This is a genomic window from Martinezella tropici, from assembly GCF_003287875.1.
Classification (GTDB): Bacteria; Pseudomonadota; Alphaproteobacteria; order Rhizobiales; family Rhizobiaceae; genus Rhizobium; species Rhizobium tropici_C.
Map to the genome: position 1 here is coordinate 533,555 of NZ_QMKK01000054.1, position 19,370 is coordinate 552,924.

The window sequence follows — 19,370 nt, forward strand, 5'->3', positions numbered from 1 at the left end:
TTTGTTTTCACGCAGTTCCGGATGGACAGCCGTTTTGTGCGTCGGTCGCAGCTGCTCTAGCGCCGGAGCGCCGCGCAGGCCCTTTCGATGCGATCAAGCGCTTCGACGAGATCGGCTTCCGATGTCGCATAGGAAATGCGGAAATAGGCCGACAATCCGAAGGCGGAGCCGGGCACGACGGCGACATGGGCCTCATCGAGCAGATAGGCGCAGAAATCCGCATCCGTCTCGATCATCTTTCCGGACGGTGTCGTCGTTCCAAGCACGCCGGCGCAATCCGAGAATGTGTAGAAGGCGCCTTCCGGCACAAGGCAATCCAGGCCTTCAATGGCGTTCAGCCTGTTGACGACGAGATCGCGCCGACGCTGGAAGCTTGCCTTGCGACCCTCGAGAAAATCCTGCGGGCCATTCAGCGCAGCGACGGCCGCAGCCTGGCTGACGGAGGAAGGGCAGGAGGTCGCCTGGCTCTGGATAACGGCCATGGCCTTGATGAGAGCCTTGGGACCGCCAGCATAGCCGATGCGCCAGCCAGTCATAGCATAGGACTTGGAAACGCCGTTGACCGTCAGCGTCCGGCTCTTGAGGCTCGGCGTGATCGCGACGGGGGTGACGAACTGAAAGCCCTCATAGACGATGTGCTCATACATATCGTCGACCATCAGCCAGACATGCGGATGGCGCAGCAGCACCTCGATCAGCGGCCGATAATCAGCCTCGGAATAGGCGGCACCCGATGGATTCGACGGCGAATTGAGAAGCAGCCAGCGCGTCCTCGGCGTGATCGCCTGTTCAAGCTGGTCAGCCTTCAGGCGGAAGCCCGCGGCAGCATCGCAGGGGATCAGAACGGGCACGCCGCCGCAAATCTCGACGATATCGGAATAGGAGGTCCAATAGGGCGTCGGGATGATGACTTCATCGCCCGGATTGATCGACGCCATGAAGGCATTGAACAGGATCTGCTTGGCACCTGTCGCCACAGTGATTTCGTCGAGTGCGTAGTCGATGCCGTTCTCACGTTTGAATTTTCCGGCAATCGCGTTCTTCAGCTCCGGCGTGCCGTCGAGCGCGGTATATTTCGTTTCGCCACGATCGATGGCGGCCTTGGCGGCTTCCTTGACATTGTCGGGCGTGTCGAAATCCGGTTCGCCGGCGCCGAGAATGATGACCGGAAGGCCCTCCCGCTTCATCGCATTGGCGCGCGCGCCGATCTGAAGAATGGTGGAAACGCCGATGGAGGCGATCCGCGAAGCGGGCTTGAAGCCCGCCTCTTCGATTTTGGTCGCAACCGTCATGGAACTTACTCGATGTCGAAGGAGACACCCTGCGCCAACGGCAGGGCCTTGGAGTAGTTCACCGTGTTGGTCGCCCGGCGCATATAGGCCTTCCAAGCGTCGGAGCCGGATTCGCGGCCGCCGCCGGTTTCCTTCTCGCCGCCGAATGCGCCACCGATTTCAGCGCCCGAGGTGCCGATGTTGACGTTGGCAATGCCGCAATCGGAGCCGTCGGCTGCCAGGAAGCGCTCGGATTCCTGCATATCACGCGTGAAGATCGAGGACGACAGGCCGGCGGCAACGGCATTGTGCTCATCGATGACAGCGTCAAAATCGTCATAGTGCATGACGTAGAGGATGGGCGCGAAGGTTTCTTCCATGACCGGGCCTGCCTGCTTCGGCATTTCCACAAGCGCCGGCTTTGCGTAATAGCCGTCGGCATGGCCGATATCGACGCGCTCGCCGCCGGTGACGGAGCCGCCATGGGCCTTCGCCTCGGCAATGGCCTTCTGCATGCCGTCGAACGCTGCCTTGTCGATCAGCGGGCCTACGAGCGCGGAAGAGTGCAGGGGATCGCCGACCGATACGCTCTGATAGGCCTTCTTCAGCCGCGGTACGAGCTGATCGTAGACGCTTTTGTGGACGAAGAGACGGCGCAGCGTCGTGCAGCGCTGGCCGGCGGTACCCATGGCGCCGAAGGCGATGGCGCGCAGCGCCATATCGAGATCGGCCGAGGGGCAGACGATGCCGGCATTGTTGCCGCCGAGTTCGAGAATGGCGCGGGCAAAACGCTTGGCAAGCCGCGGCCCGACTTCACGGCCCATGCGGGTCGAGCCGGTTGCCGAAACGAGCGGCACCTTCGGATGGTCGACGAGGACTTCGCCGATGGCGCGATCGCCGATCAGAACCTGCGACAGGCCCTCCGGCGCGTCGCCGAAGCGGGCAAGCGCACGATCGAGGATCGCCTGCGAGGCAAGTGCGGTCAGCGGCGTCTTTTCCGAGGGTTTCCAGACGACGGCGTCGCCACAGATCAGCGCCAGCGCCGCGTTCCACGACCAGACCGCGACCGGGAAGTTGAAGGCGGAGATGATGCCGACGACGCCGAGCGGATGCCAGGTTTCCATCATGCGATGGCCCGGACGTTCGGTGGCGATCGTCAGGCCGTACAGCTGGCGGGAAAGGCCGACGGCGAAATCGCAGATGTCGATCATTTCCTGCACTTCGCCGAGCCCCTCGGAGCGGATCTTGCCGGCTTCGATCGAAACCAGACGGCCGAGATCGTCCTTGGCGGCGCGCAGTTCTTCGCCGAGCAGGCGCACCAGTTCGCCGCGCTTCGGTGCCGGAACAAGGCGCCAGGCGCGGAATGCGGCATGCGCCTTCTCGATTTTCTTCGCCGCATCATCGGCCGAAACGGTCTTGAGGCTGCCGATCTTCTCGCCGGTGACCGGGGAGTAGGAGGGCATGTCGCCTTGCGTGTAGAGCGCCTTGTCGACGCCGAGCTTTTCGAGAATGGCGGCAGCTTCGGCTGCAACGGAAGGGGTCTTGGCTGCGATGTTCATCTTGTGAAACTCCACTTGTCTTGATCCGGATGGCGCGCGGCTGTCATCGCCGCATCACCTCACTCGGCGGCGTCTTGTTTGGAAAGGGCTCGTAGGCAAGCATCGATCGATGCCTGTTCAATGCAGGCGTAATGGTCAAATTCGTTCAGCACCTTCATGCCGAGATCGGCCTCGAAGCGCTGCTGGTTCGGGCTGGCGACGAAGTCCTGCTGCGCGCCATCGCCGAGATTGGACTGGAAGATACCGGCAGCGCTGACGGGAAGGAAATCCTCGTAGACGATGGGGTCGAACTGGACGAGGCCCTGGTTAATCAGTTCATCGATATCCCCGCCCGTTGCGGCGGTCTTGCCCTTGGCCGTCAGCGAATAGGTGAAGTAGCCGAGGCCTTCAGCGCGGATCGCCGCCCAGTCATCCGGGAATTCAGCAAAGCTCTCGGCAAGTGCGGCCTCATAATCCCGCGCGTTCGATCCATCGGCAGCCGGCCGTACGATCTTGCGCGACTGATCGAGCAGCTTGTCATAAAGCGCGCGGCCCTTCGGCGTGAGCGCAATGCCGCGCTGTTCGATCTCGCCGAAGCGGGCGGTGTGCGAGCCTTCTTCCCAGACGCCATCGGCATTGCGGAAGGAAACGGGTTCTTCCAGCGCCTTGAACGAGGTCTGGCGCAACAGGATCGGGCAGGAGCGCGTCGGCGGTCCTTCGACCACGGCCTTCGGTGCGATATCGTAATCCGGCATCAGCGCCTGTACCTGGTCGATATCCAGCGTGCGCGGAGTCAGATGATTGATGTGCGGTCCCTTGAAGGACACGACATCGGCAATCAGGCGATGGGCATCGTGGAGCCGATGGTACATGCCAGCATCAACATTGGCTTCGTCATGCCAGCGGAAGGTCTCCAAAACCTCGCCGACGAAGCGCTGGGCGTCGCCCTTGTTCAGGCCGCCTTCGCGCTCTGCCTTTTCGGTGAGTGCGACGGCGCCATCGGTGAAAATCCGGCGCTTGGCCAGAATCTCTGCGGCTGCCTTGCGAAGATCTTCGTCGGCGACGAGATCGAGCCGCAGCAGCGAGGTGAAAACGCGGAAGGGATTGCGCTTCAGCTCCGCATCGCCGATCGGCCGGAATGCGGTCGAATGAACCGGCACGCCGGCGGTCGAAAGATCGTAATAGCCGACCGGATACATGCCCATGACGGCGAAGACGCGCGCCATCATCGCAAGCTCTGCCGCGGTGCCGAGCCGGATGGCGCCGTGACGCTCCTCGGAGATGCGATCGAGATAATCCGTCGCCTCCAGCCGCTCCTTAAGCCCTGGCTGGGCCACCAGCGTTTCGTCGTTGACGCGAGCGACCAGTTCCATCAACGTGCCGTAGGCGGGAACTTCTTCGCGATACATCGCCGACATGGCGGCTGAAAAAGCGCTGCGAATATCGCTGGTCGAGACGTGATCAGGCTTCATGTGCGATCTCTTCCTGAAAGACTATGTCATTCCTATCTAGCAGAATATCTCTTGTAGGGCGGCTGGTGTTGTGAGAGAGAATTCTAACTTGATGCGAAAATGGAATGACCATGCGTCGACGCCTCATCCCTGACATCGTCAATCTTCAAGCATTCGAATGCGCGGCGCGCCATCAGAATTTTTCGCGTGCCGCCGAAGAACTCAATCTAACCCAAAGCGCGGTCAGCCGGCAAATCAGCGATCTCGAGCAGCAGACGGGCCTGAAGCTGTTCGAGCGCGTTCGCCAACGCGTCGTGCTGTCCGAGGCCGGACTTCGGTTATTGCCGGAGGTCAAGGACCTGCTCTTGCGCTCGGAGCGGCTGATGATCGGCGCCGTTGCCGCCGGCCAGATGAAATTGTCTCTGAAGGTCGCGACCTTGCCGACCTTCGGCACGCGCTGGCTGGTGCCCCGCCTCGGCCGGTTTCTAGACGAACATCGCGATGTCGCGGTCACGCTGGAATCCCGGTCCAAGCCCTTCAATTTTGAGGAGGATAATTTCGATCTTGCCATTCACTACGGCCTGCCGGCATGGGCCGGCGCGGTTGCTACTTTTCTTTGCAACGAGACCGTGCTGCCCGTTGCCAGCCGGGAACTTGCCGGACGGCTGGCTCTTGTCTTGCCGCAGGAACTATCGGGAGCGCCGCTGCTGCATCTGACGACGCGCCCGAAGCTTTGGGCCCAATGGTTCGATCTGCAGGAGTTGCCGACGGAGAATGCCTATCCCGGCGCGCGCTTCGACCAGTTTTCCATGATCATCGCCGCAGCCATTGCCGGGCTCGGCGTGGCGCTTCTGCCGACCTATCTCATCGAGGAAGAACTGAGGGTCGGCACGCTTCTGCCGCTGTTTAATCTGCCGATGCCGACCGAGAACAGCTATTACGTCGTGATGCCGGAAAAGAAGCAGACGAACGAGACTGCGACATCGTTTCGGGACTGGCTCCTGAGCGAGGTCACGCCACAGAGACAGGTTTGATGTGAATTGAAATTTGGGTGTTTAGTTGCCTGCCGCAGAGGATTTGAATGGCACTGTGGCTTCATGCCGCCACGGACCGCCCAGATAGCTGGAAAGATCAATTCCGATAATTCTGATCGGGCGCTGTTCAAACTCCCCTCGCAGTCGAAAGAAAAGCGCATCCGCTTTTGCTCTCGGCACCTTGTTCTGGATAGTGATGTGCGGTTGCCACCTCTGCAGATCCTTAGGCCCAGGCCACGAGCCGAACAGCCCCATCATTTCGGCGCGCAGATCGAGGAGGCCGGGACTGTCGATTGCAAATGCGACGCCGGCGCCGAGGTGGCGAACGCCACTCACGATGGCCGCCGGCGCCGTCCGATCCTCGACGAACTCTGCGACCAGTTCCTGCACGCGTGCAAGATGCTGCCCCGGAAGATGGTGGAAGATCGTCACATGGGCCTCTAGAAAGTTCCCCTCGGAAGGAAAATTCTCCTGACGAAGGCGATTGAAGGGAACCAGATCTTCAGGGTGGACGCGTGCCGTGACGATGATGGGCGGAATGCGCAACGATGTTTCCTTTCGAGCGGAAAACTATCCGATATCCATCATATTGTCAGCGCAGGATAGAATATGGATGGCTGCCACCTTGCTGACGCTCGGTCGCGCGCCGGCATTCGATCGCGGGAATGTGATCGTCCGCCATCGAAAGCATGACTGGTCGAAGAGGGCCGGTTTTTCAGGCCATTGCGATGATGTCGCTTTCATGCGGCGACGTCGCAGGCGCGACATGTGTGCAACGCAGCAAAAAACATCGGTCCAAGGGGTTTACAAGCGCCGTCGCGGATGGGAATCTTTTGCACGAAGGGAGCTGCTTGATTTGGAGCGGCGTCATTCCCTTCGATCGGATGCCGTCATCTTGTGGCTCCGATGCGCTGCAATCTGCTGGCGCTTAAGCGAACAAAATCAATCCGAAGCCAGAATGCGGCATTGTTCCGTATCTGGCTGTTGTCTCAGTGCGCCCTGGACATTGTCGCGTCCGGGCAAGGTAAATTCGGGCTTTAGCATGGGCTTCAAGTCAAAACGCGTCCTGCGTGGCGTTCTTGGTCTTTTCGCGAGTGTCAGCCTGCCGCAGGTGTCCAAAGCCAGCGATCTGATGATCTGGTCGCCGGTCAAGGTCGCGCCGCGAACGTACAAGACGACGCTTGGTTTTCGGCTGCCGATGGCATGGGACGTCAGCGCGGGCATGGATCTCGGGTTGGGTAGCGCCACGAGCGGCGCGATCCTGCGCAGCAGCAGCCTGGCGACGCTATGGGGTACGGCGATCGACGATCACAGGCGATTTTCGACCGTATGGCGTCGCGAAGTCGCCCTGAGGGTCGATACTCTCAACAGCACGGGAACTCTTTGTCTCGAACGCTCGCGGAGCTGGACGGTATCCGAAAACCTGGATATGAGCACATCCCGCTCCCTGAACCTGAATTACGCAGGATCGCGAAACGCGGCGAATTCCATCACTGCGACGCAGGCCGTCACCCTCGCTATTCCAGGGACGGGAACCTCGTTTTCCGCAGTCGGCAATCTGAGGGATGTGGGCAACAGCTTTTCCAGCACGCTCTCATTTCAGCAGCCATTGGCGCCGAATCTCAAGTTTTCGGCATCCTTCGCCGATCTGGAGACTTTGACGCCGGCCGGCAATCTGCGCGTCGATTATCGGGTCAAATGGTAGGGCGGGCCGGTAAAGCCTCTGCCTGTTATGTGCGGAACAAACGCCACTCATGGAAGTTTAAGGCAGGCAAGAGACCGATCTTGCTCGAGGTGTTATAGCCTCGCGAAGCCTGCCGCTGGTTCAGCTCCCTGCCGGCGGCAGGCTTGGCGTGAAGAGGGTCAATCGGCCGGCCCACTAGGTTCGGTGGGTGATTTGATGGTGATGTCGGGCCCGGTAATCCGGGCCTTCAGCCTTGATACGACATCATGCCGAACATCTGTCCATGATGCCGTGATCGTCCAATATTCGATGTTCAAGACGGTCTGATCGACGGCCAGATCGTCGAGATAGACCTTCGGCGCGGGGGCATTCCTGATGCGCTGATCCGCCTTCAAGACGTCGAGAATGGTCTTGCGGGCAAGGTCGATGTCGACATTTTCACCCAAGGCAACGGACAATTCCTGGCGGCGGTCCGGCTCGCGGCTATAGTTGATGATGGGGGTATTCCAGAGCGTGGAATTCGGCGCCATGAGATAGAGGCCGTCCGCTGTCTTCATCTCCGTTGCAAAGAGCCCGATATCCCTGATGTAGCCTTTGACGTTGGCCGTCTCGATATATTCGCCGACCCGGAATGGCCGCAGGATCAGCAGCATGATGCCAGCCGCGATATTTTGCAGCGTGCCTTGCAGCGCCAGGCCGATCGCCAGGCCGGCCGCGCCTAGAGCGGCAATGATGGAGGCGGTCTGAACGCCGAATTGTCCCAAAACGGTGATGAAGACCAGTATCAGCAGGCTGTAGTGCAGGACATTCTGGAAGAAACTCGCCAGGGTCTCGTCAATACCGCGAATGCGGGAAATGACGCGATAGGCCGAGCGGCTGATAATGCCGGCGAGAATCCAGCCGCCGATCAGAAGAATGATGGCGCCGAGGATCGAAAAACCATAGTGGACGGCAAGTGCAGCGGCCTGATCGAGCGCGGTCCGGGTGGCGACGACGACATTGGTCGTTTGATCTTCCATATGATGGCTCCCTCTTTTCCCGAAGGCCAAATGAGACGTCGCGGTTTTTGTTCCCGGCCATGGGATGCATGAAAATCGGCCATTTCAACTGATTGCGGCATCAGCTCCAGGCCCGACGCGTCAAGCGCCGTGCTTTGCCTGATGTGCGCCCGTGGTGGCGGCCGCGGCGTAGTGAGCTTTCTTCTGTTCGTACATGCCGAGATCCGCGCGCTTGATCATGGATTCCATCGTCTCGCCGGGTTGACTCGTCGCAACGCCGATGGAGATGCTGAGCGGCGCGCTCGAATAGAACTGGTTGTTGATCTTCAGCAGTTCGTTGATCGTCTCGACCATCGCGGCAGCCGTGACGTCATCCGCGCCGGGCATGAGAATGGCAAATTCGTCGCCACCGATGCGGGCGGCGTGGTTCGGCAGGGATACGACGCTGTTCAGCACCTCGCCCATCCGGCGCAGCAGCGCGTCGCCGGCGTCGTGCCCACTTTCGTCATTGGCCTCCTTGAGGCCGTTGAGATCGATGATGATGGCCGAAACCGGCCGAAGCGACTTGCGCTCGAGCCTGTTAAGTTCCTCCATATAGAAGGCGCGGTTGAAGAGCCTGGTCAGCACATCGTGCTTGCCGAGATATTCGAGATAGGCCTCCGCCTTCTTGCGCGCGGTGATGTCGGTGAGCGCCACCTGCACCAGAGACCAGTCGTCCTCATAACCGGGAAAGACGGAAAACTGCAGGAGAACGTGGCGCTCCGATCCGTCGAGTGCATAGTTCAGCACCTCACGCTGATGGAAAAGGCGACCATTCCACAATTCCACCAACTGGCCGCGAAAGTGCTTTTCCATGTCATCTCGGAACACTTCGCCGATCCGGTGATGCAGGGTCTGACGATCGGCTGCACAGAAGAGGTCAAGCGTCGCCTGATTGACATCGAGCACGCTGATCTCGCTCATGCATTGCTGTACGAATTCCGGATGCACGTCGAGAAATACCTGAAAGTCGACGATGCCGCGATTGCGGATGCCGTCGAGCAAGATCTTGATACGACTGAAGTCCTCGACCCAAAGCGATACCGGCGAATGCTCGAACAGGCCTTCTGCATAGCGGCGCTGCCGCTCCTCCAGACGCCTTGCTTCCTCGCGTGCCGTCACGTCCTCCGTGGTCAGCAGCAATCTGCTCCAGGATGTCTCGTGGCCCGGCAAGATGACGCCGCGAAGCTGGATATCGAGCCTTCTGCCACCAAGCGTGTAATTGACGGCCGTACCGGAAAACTCGGTCCTGCCCTCCCAGAGGGCGACCAGTTCGTTCACATGGCTTTGCAGCATTTCGTCCCGAAACACTCTGGAAACGCCGGCAGCCAGCACCTCGAAGGAGGGCGCTTCGAAGAGTTCCAGCGTCTTGGCATTGACGGCAAGGAGCTTGATCCGTTGCGAGCAGGCTGCGACGCGCTGTTCATCTGCAAGCAAATATGAGCGCAGGTCCGTGACACCTTCCGCGCGCCAGAGTTCGAACTGTTCCTTGACGCCACTGAAATCCTCCAGCCACATGGCGATGGGGGAAAGGTCGAAAATAGTACTGCTAAGATCCTGGGCGTTCATCATGATTTCCTGCGCCGGCAATAAAACCAATATGTCAAATAGAAAGGCCGGCAGTTCGCTAAGTTCTGCTTAACGAGCATTTGTGAAGCTTGCGTTGATATCGGATATTGGGTCAAGCCGGACCATCGATCGCGGCTTATTTTCAATTCATTCTTGTTAAAACTGTGCCCAAAAAGGCGCTTGGGCGCCATGAACCGTCAAATCTGCGTAATATTTGCAACCGCTAGGTCTTTAAAAAGCGTTCAAACGCTTCGAGCGTCTTTTCGCTGACATGATGCTCGATACCCTCGGCATCGTTTCGCGCGGTGTCGGGATCGACGCCGAGGCGGCAGAGGACGGCTTCCACAACCACATGCCGTCGCCGGGTCGCAACCGCGAGGCGCTGACCTTCCTCGGTCAGAAAGACGCCACGATAGGGGCGCTGGGTGATCAGGTTTTCCTCGGCCAGGCGCTTGAGCATCTTTGCGACCGTCGGCTGCGTTACCCCCAGTCTCTGCGCAATATCGGTCTGACGTGCCTCGCCGGCATGCTCTATCAGGTCGGCGATGAGCTCGACGTAATCTTCCATCAATTCCGTACGTCGATCGTCGCGGCTTTTCTGAAACGCCTCGGCATGTGTCTCCACTTCGGTGGAAGAAAGACGGCTTTCCGGGGCTGCAGGCTGTTTCATCAAGATGGCTCACCTTCGCAAGGCTAAGAAAGTGGTGAAGATACTTAGCCTCGCCTATAAATAAATCGCAAGCGCAATAAAACCCTCACGGCGGTATAATCACCGACAAATGAGGTCAGACTTCGCTCTCCGGTTCCGGGTGTTAAGCGCTGTTTCTATTTTGCGCCGATCAATGGAAGAGTTGAATGATCCAATAGGACAGCGCCGAGATCAGGGCCGCAGCCGGCAGCGTGATGACCCAGGCGATCACGATGTTGCCGGCAATGCCCCACCGTACGGCGGAGACTCGACGGGCGGCTCCGACACCGATGATGGCGCCCGTGATCGTGTGGGTCGTGGAAACCGGTATTCCGAGCCAGGTCGCGGCAAAGAGCGTCAATGCGCCGCCGGTCTCCGCGCAAAAGCCCTGCATCGGGTTGAGGCGGGTAATTTTTGAACCCATCGTGTGCACGATCCGCCATCCTCCGAGCAGCGTGCCCAAAGCCATGGCCGACTGGCATGAGAGAACCACCCACAAGGGGACGTGGAAAGCGCCGCCGCCATATCCTTGGGAGTAAAGGAGTATCGCGATGATTCCCATGGTCTTCTGGGCATCATTGCCGCCGTGTCCGAGGGAATAGAGCGAGGCTGAGAAGAACTGCATGACGCGGAAGGTGCTGTCGACGGCAAACGGCGTCTGCCGGACGAAGAGCCATGTCACGGCAAGCACCAGAAACAACGCGAGCATGAAGCCGATGAGCGGCGACATGACGATCGCGCCCGCCGTCTTGAGGACGCCGAGCCAGACGATCGAACTGATGCCGACCTTGGCAAGGCCAGCGCCGATCAGTCCGCCGACCAGCGCATGCGACGAGCTTGACGGAATGCCGAATATCCAGGTGACGATGTTCCAGACGATTGCGCCCATAAGAGCGGAGAAGATGACCGATGCGTCGACGATTTTCGGGTCGATGATGCCCGTTCCAAGCGTCTCAGCGACGTGCAAGCCGAAGAACAGGAAGGCGATGAAATTGAAAAATGCGGCCCAGAGAACCGCATATTGCGGCCTCAGAACTCGGGTCGAGACGATGGTCGCGATGGAATTTGCTGCATCATGAAGGCCATTCAGGAAGTCGAAGAACAGCGCTGTGGCGATGATTGCCACCAGCAGCGGAAAGGCGAGCGAGGCCTCCATCAGACACTCTCGATCACGATGCCGTTGATCTCATTGGCGACGTCTTCGAAGCGGTCGACGACCTTTTCCAGCTCGCCATATATCTCGCTGCCGATGATGTAGGCCATGGCGTTGGAAGCGCCGTGTGTGCGGAAGAGATCCTTCAGGCCCTGTTCGTGCAGCTCATCGGCATAACCTTCGGCCTTGACGATCTCTTCCGTGATGGTCGCAAGCCGCGTGGCATTGGTGCCCATGCGATCCAGCAACGGCACCGCTTCGGCAACGAGATGTGCTGCCTTGACGATCACTTCGCCCATCTGCTGCATGAGGGGATCGAAGCTCTTATGCTCGAACAGGCGTATGGTCTTGACCGTTTTGTGCATCATGTCGATGGCGTCGTCCATCGACATGATCAGATCCTTGATGTCGCCGCGATCAAAGGGGGTGATGAAGCTCTTGCGCACCGCAAGCAGCACGTCGCGCGTGATATCGTCGGCTTCATTTTCGAGCTCGACGATCCGCCGGCACTTTCCCTCGATGTCATTGCCGGAAAGCAGGGCGTTCAGCGCCTCGGCGGCACCCACGATCGTGCGCGAATGCTGCGCAAAGAGATCGAAGAATCGATCCTCGCGTGGCATGAGTTTGCGAAACCAGCCTAGCATCAAAGCTCCATGCGTCTATTGTCACGAAATCGTCATAATTGACAAAGTGCGGCTTGGAAAGGCTGGGAAGCATTATGTTTTCAGACCTTGCTGATGTTTATTGTGGACGCTGAGATGCCCGGCGTCGAGCCTCCATTCAAGGTGGACAGTTTTTTCGCCGCCGGATTACGCCGAAACGTGCTCGCGCAGGAGCGGCAGTAATTGGGTGCCCTGCCGTTCGATTTCCGAAAGATAGGGCGTGTCCGAGAGGACAAAATGCGTGATGCCCAGATCGCGATATTTGCGCAGCGAACGAGCAACATCCTCGGCCGAACCGACCAGCCAGGTGGTGCCTGCCCCTCCGCCGCCGAACTTGCCCGGTGCGGTGTAAAGATTGTCATCGAGCACCTCGCCGCGCGCGGCGAGATCGAACAGCCGCTTCTGGCCGACGGCGACCGATTGCCGATGATCGTTCCAGCGAACACCGTTGCCTTTGGCCATGTCGGCAACTTTCGCTTCGGCATCCGCCCAGGCCTGCTCCGTCGTGTCGCGAACCAGCGTCGTGATGCGCAGCCCGAACTGCAGTGGCGGGAGATCTCGATCGAGTTCTCTGCTCAAGGCCTTGAGCCGGCCGATCCTTTCACCGATGTCGGCGAGCGGCTCGCCCCAGAAAAGCTGAACATCGGCCTCCGTGGCGGAGACGCGCTCCGCTGCATCCGATGCACCGCCGAAATAGAGCTTGGGATGCAGGCGGTCACCGCGAGGCTGGATGCGTGGCGCGGCAGTGGAGTCGTTCACGCGAAAATGTTCGCCCTCATAGGAGACATTCTCTTCCGTCCAGAGTTTGCGGATGAGCCGCATGAACTCCTTGGTGCGGCCATAGCGATGCGCCTGGTCGCCTTCGCTATCGCCATAGGCGGCAAGATTGTCCTTGCCCGACACGATATTGACGCGCACGCGGCCGCCGCTCAGGTGATCCAGCGTGGCGGCAGCGGAGGCGAAATGCGCCGGCCGCCAGTAGCCGGGCCGGATCGCGATCAGCGGCTCGAAAGTGGTGGTGCGGGCGGCAAGTGCGGTCGCCACAGTGAAGGTGTCTGGACGGCCCCATCCGGTGCCGATCAGCGCTCCTTTCCAGCCGTGATCTTCGAGCGCCCTGGCATGACTGGTGAGCGTCTCCAGGCTATTGTGGTTTGCGACGGTGGAGTCGCCGCGATGACCCGGTTTGACGTCGTTGGGGATGTACCAGAGAAATTCGCAATTGCTGCTCATGCCTGTGCCTGTCAGTCTTCTGAATCCGCCGATGGGACTTGATGATGAGGAAAGCCGTGAGCGACATCGGCTCACGGCTGTCCATGGTTAAAGCTTGCCCTTCCAGGGAACGAGTACGGCTTCAAGGATGCGGACTGCGGCCGAAAAGGCGAATGCGCAGGCCGCGATGATGCCGATACCGACGAAGACGACGTCGGTGGCAAGGAATTGCGACGCCGACATGATCATAAAGCCGATGCCGCGGGTCGAAGCGATGAGCTCTGCCGCCACCAGCGTTCCCCAGCCGATGCCGAAGGCGATACGGACGCCGGTCAGGATTTCCGGCAGGGCCGAAGGCAGCACCACGGCGAGGAAGAGCTGCAGCCGGCTTGCGCCCAGCGACCGGGCGGCATTGACGCGTTCGAGCGGCAGCGAACGGACGCCAGCCTGCGCGGACAGGCAGATCGGGGCAAACATGGCGAGCACGAGGAGCGTGATCTTCGAGGTCTCGCCGATGCCGAGCCATATGATCATCAGCGGCAGATAGGAGAGGGGAGGCAAGGGCCAGTAGAATTCGATCGGCGTATCCAGAATTCCCTTTGCCCAGCGGCTGAGCCCCATCAGCAGGCCGACGGGAATGCCGACGATGATCGCGATGACCGCCGCGGCGACGATACGAAACAGGCTTGCCAATATATGCTCGGAAAGCGAAGCGCCGGCATAGCCGTCACGATAGACGACGCCGATCTGCGTCAATACCTCATCCGGGCGGGGCAGGAAGAGATGCGACACCAGGCCGAGCTTTGCGACCAGCCACCATAGCGCAAGACAAACGATTGCCGTTGCGATGCTGATGGTAACGGTAGGCTTCTCGCCGACCCCGAAACCTGGGATGCGAACCAGCTTTGGCCGCTCTTCCTTCCCGGACGCCGCGATCGTGCGCGTCTCGATGATATCGCTCATGCCGCGCTCCTGATGTTGTCAGCGTCGTGAAGAATGCTGCGAATTTCCTCGCGGAGATTGCCGAACTCGGGCGATGTGACGATCGCCCTCGTGTCGCCGCTGGCGGCGAAGCGATGCACGAAATCGAGCTCGAAGCGGGCAACCACGCGTCCAGGCCGCGGAGACATGACCAATACTTCCGTGCCGAGAAACAGCGCTTCCTCGATCGAATGGGTGATGAAGAAAATGCGCTTGTCGGTTCTCGCCCAGATCGACACCAGCAGTTCCTGCATCTGCTCGCGCGTCAGGCTATCGAGCGCGCCGAAGGGTTCGTCCATCAGCAGGATATCCGGGGCGGTGGCGAGGGCGCGGGCAATGCCGACGCGCTGCCGCATGCCGCCCGACAATTCATAGGGCAGAGCATTGGCAAAATCGGTCAGGCCCACGAGCCGTAGCAGCTCGGCTGCGCGATCCCGTCGTTCCCGCTTTCCCAATCCGGCAAATTGCAAGCCGAGGGCGACATTATCGATCACCGTTTTCCATGGCAGCAACGCATCCTTCTGGAAGACGACGCCACGATCGGCGCCGGGGCCGGTGACGGGCCTGCCGTCGAGCGTGATCTTTCCCTCCGAAAGCGGCAGGAAGCCGGCGATCGCATTGAGCAAGGTGGATTTGCCACAACCGGAGGCACCGAGCGCCACAACGATACCGCGCTCGGGAATGTTGAAGGAAACGCGGTCGAGCGCGTGAACGGTTCTACCGTCACGCGCCGCGAAGAAAACGCTGGCATGGTCAACTTGAAGCATGGGGCCCTCAAAGGTTCGACACCGACGCGACGAGCGCGCCGGTGTCAGGGAGGATCAGTTGCTTGCGCTGATAAGCGCGTCAGCGGTGACGAAGGCGCTGTAGCTCGGCAGAACCTCGGAGACTTTCCCCTGGCTCTTCAGGAAGGTCGCCGTGTCCTTGAGGATCTTGGCTGCCCCGGACTTGTCGCCGCCGCCGAGCCAGTCGGCCGATGCCTGCACGTCAGGCGTCAAGAGGGTGAGGTTTTTCAGTGCTGCAGCCTGCTGATCAGCCGTGCCGCCCAGAAGCTTGGCGAGCGCTTTTGCGTTCTCGCTCTCCGGTCCCCATGCGGCCTTATCGGCGGCGAAGGAGGCGTAGTACTTGTTGATCACCGACGCATAGGCCTTCAGGAACTGCGGGTTGTCGGCCGCAAATTTCGAGGTTGCGACCCAGGCGGAGAATGTCGGAGCGCCCTTATCGGCGACGTCTTTGGACGTCACCAGCACCTTGCCGTTCTTCTTCAGCTCGGTCAGTGCCGGATCCCAGACGAAGCCGCCGTCGATATCGCCGCGATTGAAACTTGCGACGATTTCCGGCTGCGGAACGGCAAAGACCTGCACGTCCTTCTCAGTCAGACCGAGGGACTTGATAAGGGCGAGCAGCTGGTAGTGATCGGTCGAAACCGGTGCTGCCGCGAGCTTCTTGCCCTTTAGATCGGCCAGCGTGTTGATGCCGGAGCCGTTGCGCACCACAAGGGCTTCATCGACGCCCGAGATGGACGACAGGTAGAAGGCTTTCACCTCCAGCCCGCGCGAAGCGGCTGCCGCAAATGGGCTCGAGCCGACGTAGCCGATCTGGACGTCGCCGGATGCGATGGCGGCAAAGATCTCGGCTCCCGAGTTGAATTTGCGGAAGTCGATCTCGTAACCCGTCTCCTTCGCGAAATCGCCATTGGCGATCGCGACCGAGGAGGGCAGGGCATCGGTTTGGTAACCGACGACGACCTTCTTGTCGGCCGCAGCAGCAATGGTTGCCGCGGAGATGCCGGCGAGGCTTATGGCAGCGGCAGCAATCAATCTCTTGAACTTCATGTGTATCCCCCTGGCCGGATCGGGATTCTCCGGCGGTTCCCTGAGTGCGATGAGTAAAGCCTAGCGAAAAAGGGGGGAGGATCGACAGGAATAACAAACTATTTTTATAGACTATAATGGGATTTGTTTGTCTGAATCCATCATACGCACAGCGGCGGCATATTTCCGCCGAGGAAAAGCGAAGAGCCACGCTGGAGCCGGCATCCAGGACGGATCAGGCTGAATCGAAGAGGCGGCCCTACATCATGCGTGCGATCTCGCCGCTGAAACGCTTGCCATCTCGGCTTGAGGTTGCCTATTCCTTCTACCGATCAATGCAGCGCGGCGGCCCATCGGGCTACGTGATCGGCAACGGTTGCGATATGTTCCGCGGAGGTGAGACCGGATACGGCCTTTCGTGGCGCGAAGTCATGGTCTCCATCCTCCAGCCAGAGAATCTCGATCATTTGGGAGAGTTCGTACGTGGAGACTTCTTCCCGTGATCCGAATAGGTCGCGAGTTCCCTGACAGATGAGAGTAGGCGTCTTCATGTCTGCGAGATGGGCGGTTCGCAGCTTCTCCGGTTTTCCTATCGGATGGAAGGGATAGCCAAGACAAAGCAGTCCGGAAATCTGTCCCGCATTGCTTAGATCGTCCGCGATCATACTCGCCACACGTCCGCCCATGGATTTTCCCGCGATGACGAGTGTCCCCCGCGAACCGACTTCATCGATCACGGCTTTGAATTCCTGATTCAGGAGCTCTGCCCGAGGCGGCGGAGACCGCTTCCCCGAAGAGCGTCGTGCCGACATGTAATCGAACTCGAACCGGATAATTCGCAAGCCTTTGTCGGAAAGCGCTGCAGACATGGCTTCCATCCATTTCGTGTCCATTGCGCCACCCGCCCCATGCGCGAGAAGGATAGTGATCTTGGCGTCTTCGGGACCTGTGACGAGCAGTTGGTAAGGCATTCAGCATTCTCCCGGTTCGTAGCGTCGCAGGTCAAGCGCTGCGCTGCTGGCGCCTTGTTAGCAAAGCTCGGATTCGATGGCGAGAGACCACAGCTTTGAAGGGGCATGGCAGGCTGCTGGAGATCCCCGAAGCGGAATGACTACGTTGACTTGCGGAGCTTGCTAGGTTCACGTTAGTTGACGTTGTCCGCTCTTGCAGCCAATTAAGTGAAATCCAACTACGCAAGGGTGTTGCCGATGGGATGGGAAGCACTTGGACAATGGGGTGACGACGCAGTTCGCATCGAACCGCTCACCGGCGGCATTGCGAACGACGTCTGGAGCGTTCGCGTCCATGGGCGGATTGCGGTCGGTCGTCTCGGCTTCAGGTCCGACGCTGATCTCGCATGGGAAACGGAGCTGCTCCAATACCTCGATCGTGCGGGTATGACCGTTCCAGTACCGATCCCGACGACCGACGGCCGTCTGTTCGTGGACGGTCTGGTGGTGATGAAATACATCGAAGGCGGACCGCCGGAGACGAGATCCGACTGGCGTCGCGTCGCCGATACGCTGCGCAAGCTGCATCGGTTGACGCAGGGATGGCAGCAGCGCCCCGGTTGGAAATCCTCGACCGACCTCCTGCATGCCGAAACCGGAACGAGGGTCAACCTTGCCGCGATGCCGCCCGAGGGCGTTGCTCGATGTCGAACGGCGTGGGCACGGCTCGTCGGGCGCCAGACATGCGTTGTCCACGGCAACCCAGGCAATCCTGTCAACATCCGCATGGCTGCGGATCACGTCGCATTGATCGACTGGGATGAGTCTCACGTCGACGTCCCCGATCTTGATCTGGTGCTGCCCGACAACGCTGCCGATCTCGACAACGACGCTTATGATATCGCCGCGCAAGCGTCTGCCGCATGGGAAGCCACTGTCTGCTGGAAGGACGAGTACGCAGTCAGGCGGCTCGCCGAAGTTCGAGCGGTCTGAGCGGTTTCGGCAGATCGATACGCGCCGGAACATCCGGCGACTGAATAGGTCAAACTGCAAGCCTTAATCACGCCGCATCCCTAACTCCCCCATCCTGCAGCTATTTCGCGTCTGTGACCTTTTGAAAGGCACAAGCTGCCACCAACCCCGGCTCAGGTGGCATTTGCTATGCCTCCATGCCCATCCCAGTCGGCCACTGCCGATTTTTTCCGCATCCGGCGAAAGAAAAAGAAAGCTGTTTCTTAAATAACTTAAAATCTATGATTTTTATAGACTATAGCGCTCGATGGTCGGCATTGGACGCAAACATGGATGAAACGGCATGTCTTATCTCCTTAGCCTTCTCGACAAAAGCCCGATAGAACAGGGGCTCAGCGCCACCGATGCGCTTGGCGCCACGACGCGATTGGCCATCAGGGCCGAAGAGCTTGGCTATCATCGCTTCTGGGTCGCCGAGCACCACAATATGGCGAACCTCGCCAGTTCAGCGCCGGAGGTTCTGATCGCCTATCTTCTCGCCCGAACCTCGAAGATCCGCATCGGCTCGGGCGGCGTGATGCTGCAGCACTACAGCGCCTACAAGGTCGCGGAGGCCTTCAATCTCCTGGCTTCGCTGGCGCCCGGCCGTATCGATCTCGGCGTCGGCAAGGCGCCGGGCGGTTTTCCGCTCTCGACCCGCGCATTGCAGCGCGCCTTCGATCCTGAGAAGAAGCCGGACTTCGCCGAGCAGCTCTCCGACATCAACACCTACCTCGCGGCCGATCCTCATTCCGATGGCGCGCTGGCGACGCCTTTCCCGCCGCGCTCGCCTGAGCGTTTCCTGCTAGGCGCGAGTGTCGAAAGCGCGAAGCTCGCGGCAGAGAAGGGCTGGAGGCTGGTGTTTGCCGGCCATCTGAATGGCGATCCGGAAAATCTGAGGAAGACCTTCGAAGCCTATGACCATGCCAGCGGCGGCAAGGTGCCGATCCTGGCGCTCGCCGCCTTCGCCGCCGAAAATGAGGCCCATGCCCGTGAGCGCGTCGGCCAGCTGCGCATCGTCAAGCTTTTCCTGCCCAACGGCCAGAGCGTCAATGTCGGCACCCAGGAACAAGCGGCGGAATTTGCGCGCCAGGCGGGCTTTTCGGAGTTCCGGACTGAGGAAAAGGTGCCAAGCGTGCTGCATGGCACGGCGGCGCAGATCCGCGGCGAACTCGACGCGCTCCACAGCCGCTACGGCGTCGAAGAATTCGTGCTCGACACGCCGGCGCTGCCCGCTGCCGAACGGCTGAACTCCATAGAATTGCTCGCCAAAGAGCGCCTTTCTCTCGTTGCCTGAGCGCCTATCCCAGGAGGATCA

Annotated in this window: 18 protein-coding genes; 4 read left to right on the forward strand and 14 right to left on the reverse strand. The window is 60.0% G+C overall.

Annotated features, from left to right (window positions below; all coding sequences use genetic code 11):
- Window positions 1-56: 56 nt before the first annotated feature.
- From DQ393_RS27815 to hglS, 3 genes are read right to left on the reverse strand one after another with little or no spacing between them, the layout of a single operon-like run.
- The gene (locus DQ393_RS27815) at window positions 57-1,292 is read right to left on the reverse strand and encodes a pyridoxal phosphate-dependent aminotransferase (RefSeq protein ID WP_112344897.1); all 1,236 of its coding nucleotides are present in this window, start codon (window positions 1,290-1,292) and stop codon (window positions 57-59) included.
- 5 nt (window positions 1,293-1,297) lie between these two features.
- Window positions 1,298-2,830 carry an L-piperidine-6-carboxylate dehydrogenase gene (gene amaB / locus DQ393_RS27820; RefSeq protein WP_112344898.1) on the reverse strand — a complete coding sequence of 511 codons (1,533 nt, stop codon included), beginning with the start codon at window positions 2,828-2,830 and terminating at the stop codon, window positions 1,298-1,300.
- 59 nt (window positions 2,831-2,889) lie between these two features.
- Window positions 2,890-4,281, reverse strand: coding sequence for a 2-oxoadipate dioxygenase/decarboxylase HglS (gene hglS, locus DQ393_RS27825; protein ID WP_112344899.1), 1,392 nt, complete (start codon window positions 4,279-4,281; stop codon window positions 2,890-2,892).
- Window positions 4,282-4,385: 104 nt separating this feature from the next.
- On the opposite strand from hglS, the gene DQ393_RS27830 reads away from it, so the two are divergent.
- Complete coding sequence (locus DQ393_RS27830; RefSeq protein WP_112344900.1) at window positions 4,386-5,294, forward strand: LysR family transcriptional regulator; 909 nt, start codon at window positions 4,386-4,388, stop codon at window positions 5,292-5,294.
- A 21-nt stretch (window positions 5,295-5,315) separates the two neighbouring features.
- On the opposite strand, the gene DQ393_RS27835 is transcribed toward DQ393_RS27830, so the two are convergent.
- Window positions 5,316-5,840 carry a 2'-5' RNA ligase family protein gene (locus DQ393_RS27835; protein WP_112344901.1) on the reverse strand — a complete coding sequence of 175 codons (525 nt, stop codon included), beginning with the start codon at window positions 5,838-5,840 and terminating at the stop codon, window positions 5,316-5,318.
- 496 nt (window positions 5,841-6,336) lie between these two features.
- Between DQ393_RS27835 and DQ393_RS27840 the strand changes: the two genes are divergently transcribed.
- Entirely contained in the window at window positions 6,337-6,999 is a 663-nt protein-coding gene (locus tag DQ393_RS27840) for a hypothetical protein (protein ID WP_112345209.1), read from the forward strand.
- 158 nt (window positions 7,000-7,157) lie between these two features.
- Here DQ393_RS27840 and DQ393_RS27845 read toward each other — a convergent pair whose 3' ends face one another.
- From DQ393_RS27845 to DQ393_RS27890, 10 genes are all read right to left on the reverse strand, one after another.
- On the reverse strand, window positions 7,158-7,997 hold the full coding sequence (locus tag DQ393_RS27845) for a mechanosensitive ion channel family protein (protein ID WP_112344902.1): 840 nt from the start codon (window positions 7,995-7,997) through the stop codon (window positions 7,158-7,160).
- A gap of 120 nt (window positions 7,998-8,117) precedes the next feature.
- On the reverse strand, window positions 8,118-9,587 hold the full coding sequence (locus DQ393_RS27850; RefSeq protein ID WP_432422036.1) for a diguanylate cyclase domain-containing protein: 1,470 nt from the start codon (window positions 9,585-9,587) through the stop codon (window positions 8,118-8,120).
- A 220-nt stretch (window positions 9,588-9,807) separates the two neighbouring features.
- On the reverse strand, window positions 9,808-10,254 hold the full coding sequence (mntR, locus tag DQ393_RS27855; protein WP_112344904.1) for a manganese-binding transcriptional regulator MntR: 447 nt from the start codon (window positions 10,252-10,254) through the stop codon (window positions 9,808-9,810).
- A 169-nt stretch (window positions 10,255-10,423) separates the two neighbouring features.
- Window positions 10,424-11,428: an inorganic phosphate transporter gene (locus tag DQ393_RS27860; RefSeq protein ID WP_112344905.1), complete on the reverse strand. Its 1,005-nt coding sequence runs from the start codon at window positions 11,426-11,428 to the stop codon at window positions 10,424-10,426.
- Complete coding sequence (locus DQ393_RS27865) at window positions 11,428-12,069, reverse strand: DUF47 family protein (protein WP_112344906.1); 642 nt, start codon at window positions 12,067-12,069, stop codon at window positions 11,428-11,430. The genes DQ393_RS27860 and DQ393_RS27865 overlap by 1 nt, the downstream gene beginning before the upstream one ends.
- 165 nt (window positions 12,070-12,234) lie before the next feature.
- Complete coding sequence (locus tag DQ393_RS27870; protein WP_112344907.1) at window positions 12,235-13,317, reverse strand: LLM class flavin-dependent oxidoreductase; 1,083 nt, start codon at window positions 13,315-13,317, stop codon at window positions 12,235-12,237.
- 87 nt (window positions 13,318-13,404) lie between these two features.
- Window positions 13,405-14,259: an ABC transporter permease subunit gene (locus tag DQ393_RS27875; protein WP_112344908.1), complete on the reverse strand. Its 855-nt coding sequence runs from the start codon at window positions 14,257-14,259 to the stop codon at window positions 13,405-13,407.
- Window positions 14,256-15,044, reverse strand: coding sequence for a taurine ABC transporter ATP-binding protein (locus tag DQ393_RS27880; protein ID WP_112344909.1), 789 nt, complete (start codon window positions 15,042-15,044; stop codon window positions 14,256-14,258). Before DQ393_RS27880 ends, DQ393_RS27875 begins: the two co-directional genes overlap by 4 nt.
- A 54-nt stretch (window positions 15,045-15,098) precedes the next feature.
- Window positions 15,099-16,112, reverse strand: coding sequence for a taurine ABC transporter substrate-binding protein (gene tauA, locus DQ393_RS27885; RefSeq protein ID WP_112344910.1), 1,014 nt, complete (start codon window positions 16,110-16,112; stop codon window positions 15,099-15,101).
- Window positions 16,113-16,423: 311 nt separating this feature from the next.
- Complete coding sequence (locus tag DQ393_RS27890; RefSeq protein WP_112344911.1) at window positions 16,424-17,062, reverse strand: alpha/beta family hydrolase; 639 nt, start codon at window positions 17,060-17,062, stop codon at window positions 16,424-16,426.
- 237 nt (window positions 17,063-17,299) lie between these two features.
- Here DQ393_RS27890 and DQ393_RS27895 point away from each other — a divergent pair, with 237 nt between their 5' ends.
- Both DQ393_RS27895 and DQ393_RS27900 read left to right on the forward strand, forming a co-directional pair.
- On the forward strand, window positions 17,300-18,034 hold the full coding sequence (locus DQ393_RS27895) for a phosphotransferase enzyme family protein (RefSeq protein WP_112344912.1): 735 nt from the start codon (window positions 17,300-17,302) through the stop codon (window positions 18,032-18,034).
- Between the two features lie 322 nt (window positions 18,035-18,356).
- Window positions 18,357-19,349, forward strand: a complete 993-nt coding sequence (locus DQ393_RS27900) for an LLM class flavin-dependent oxidoreductase (protein ID WP_112344913.1) — start codon at window positions 18,357-18,359, stop codon at window positions 19,347-19,349.
- Window positions 19,350-19,370 lie beyond the last annotated feature (21 nt).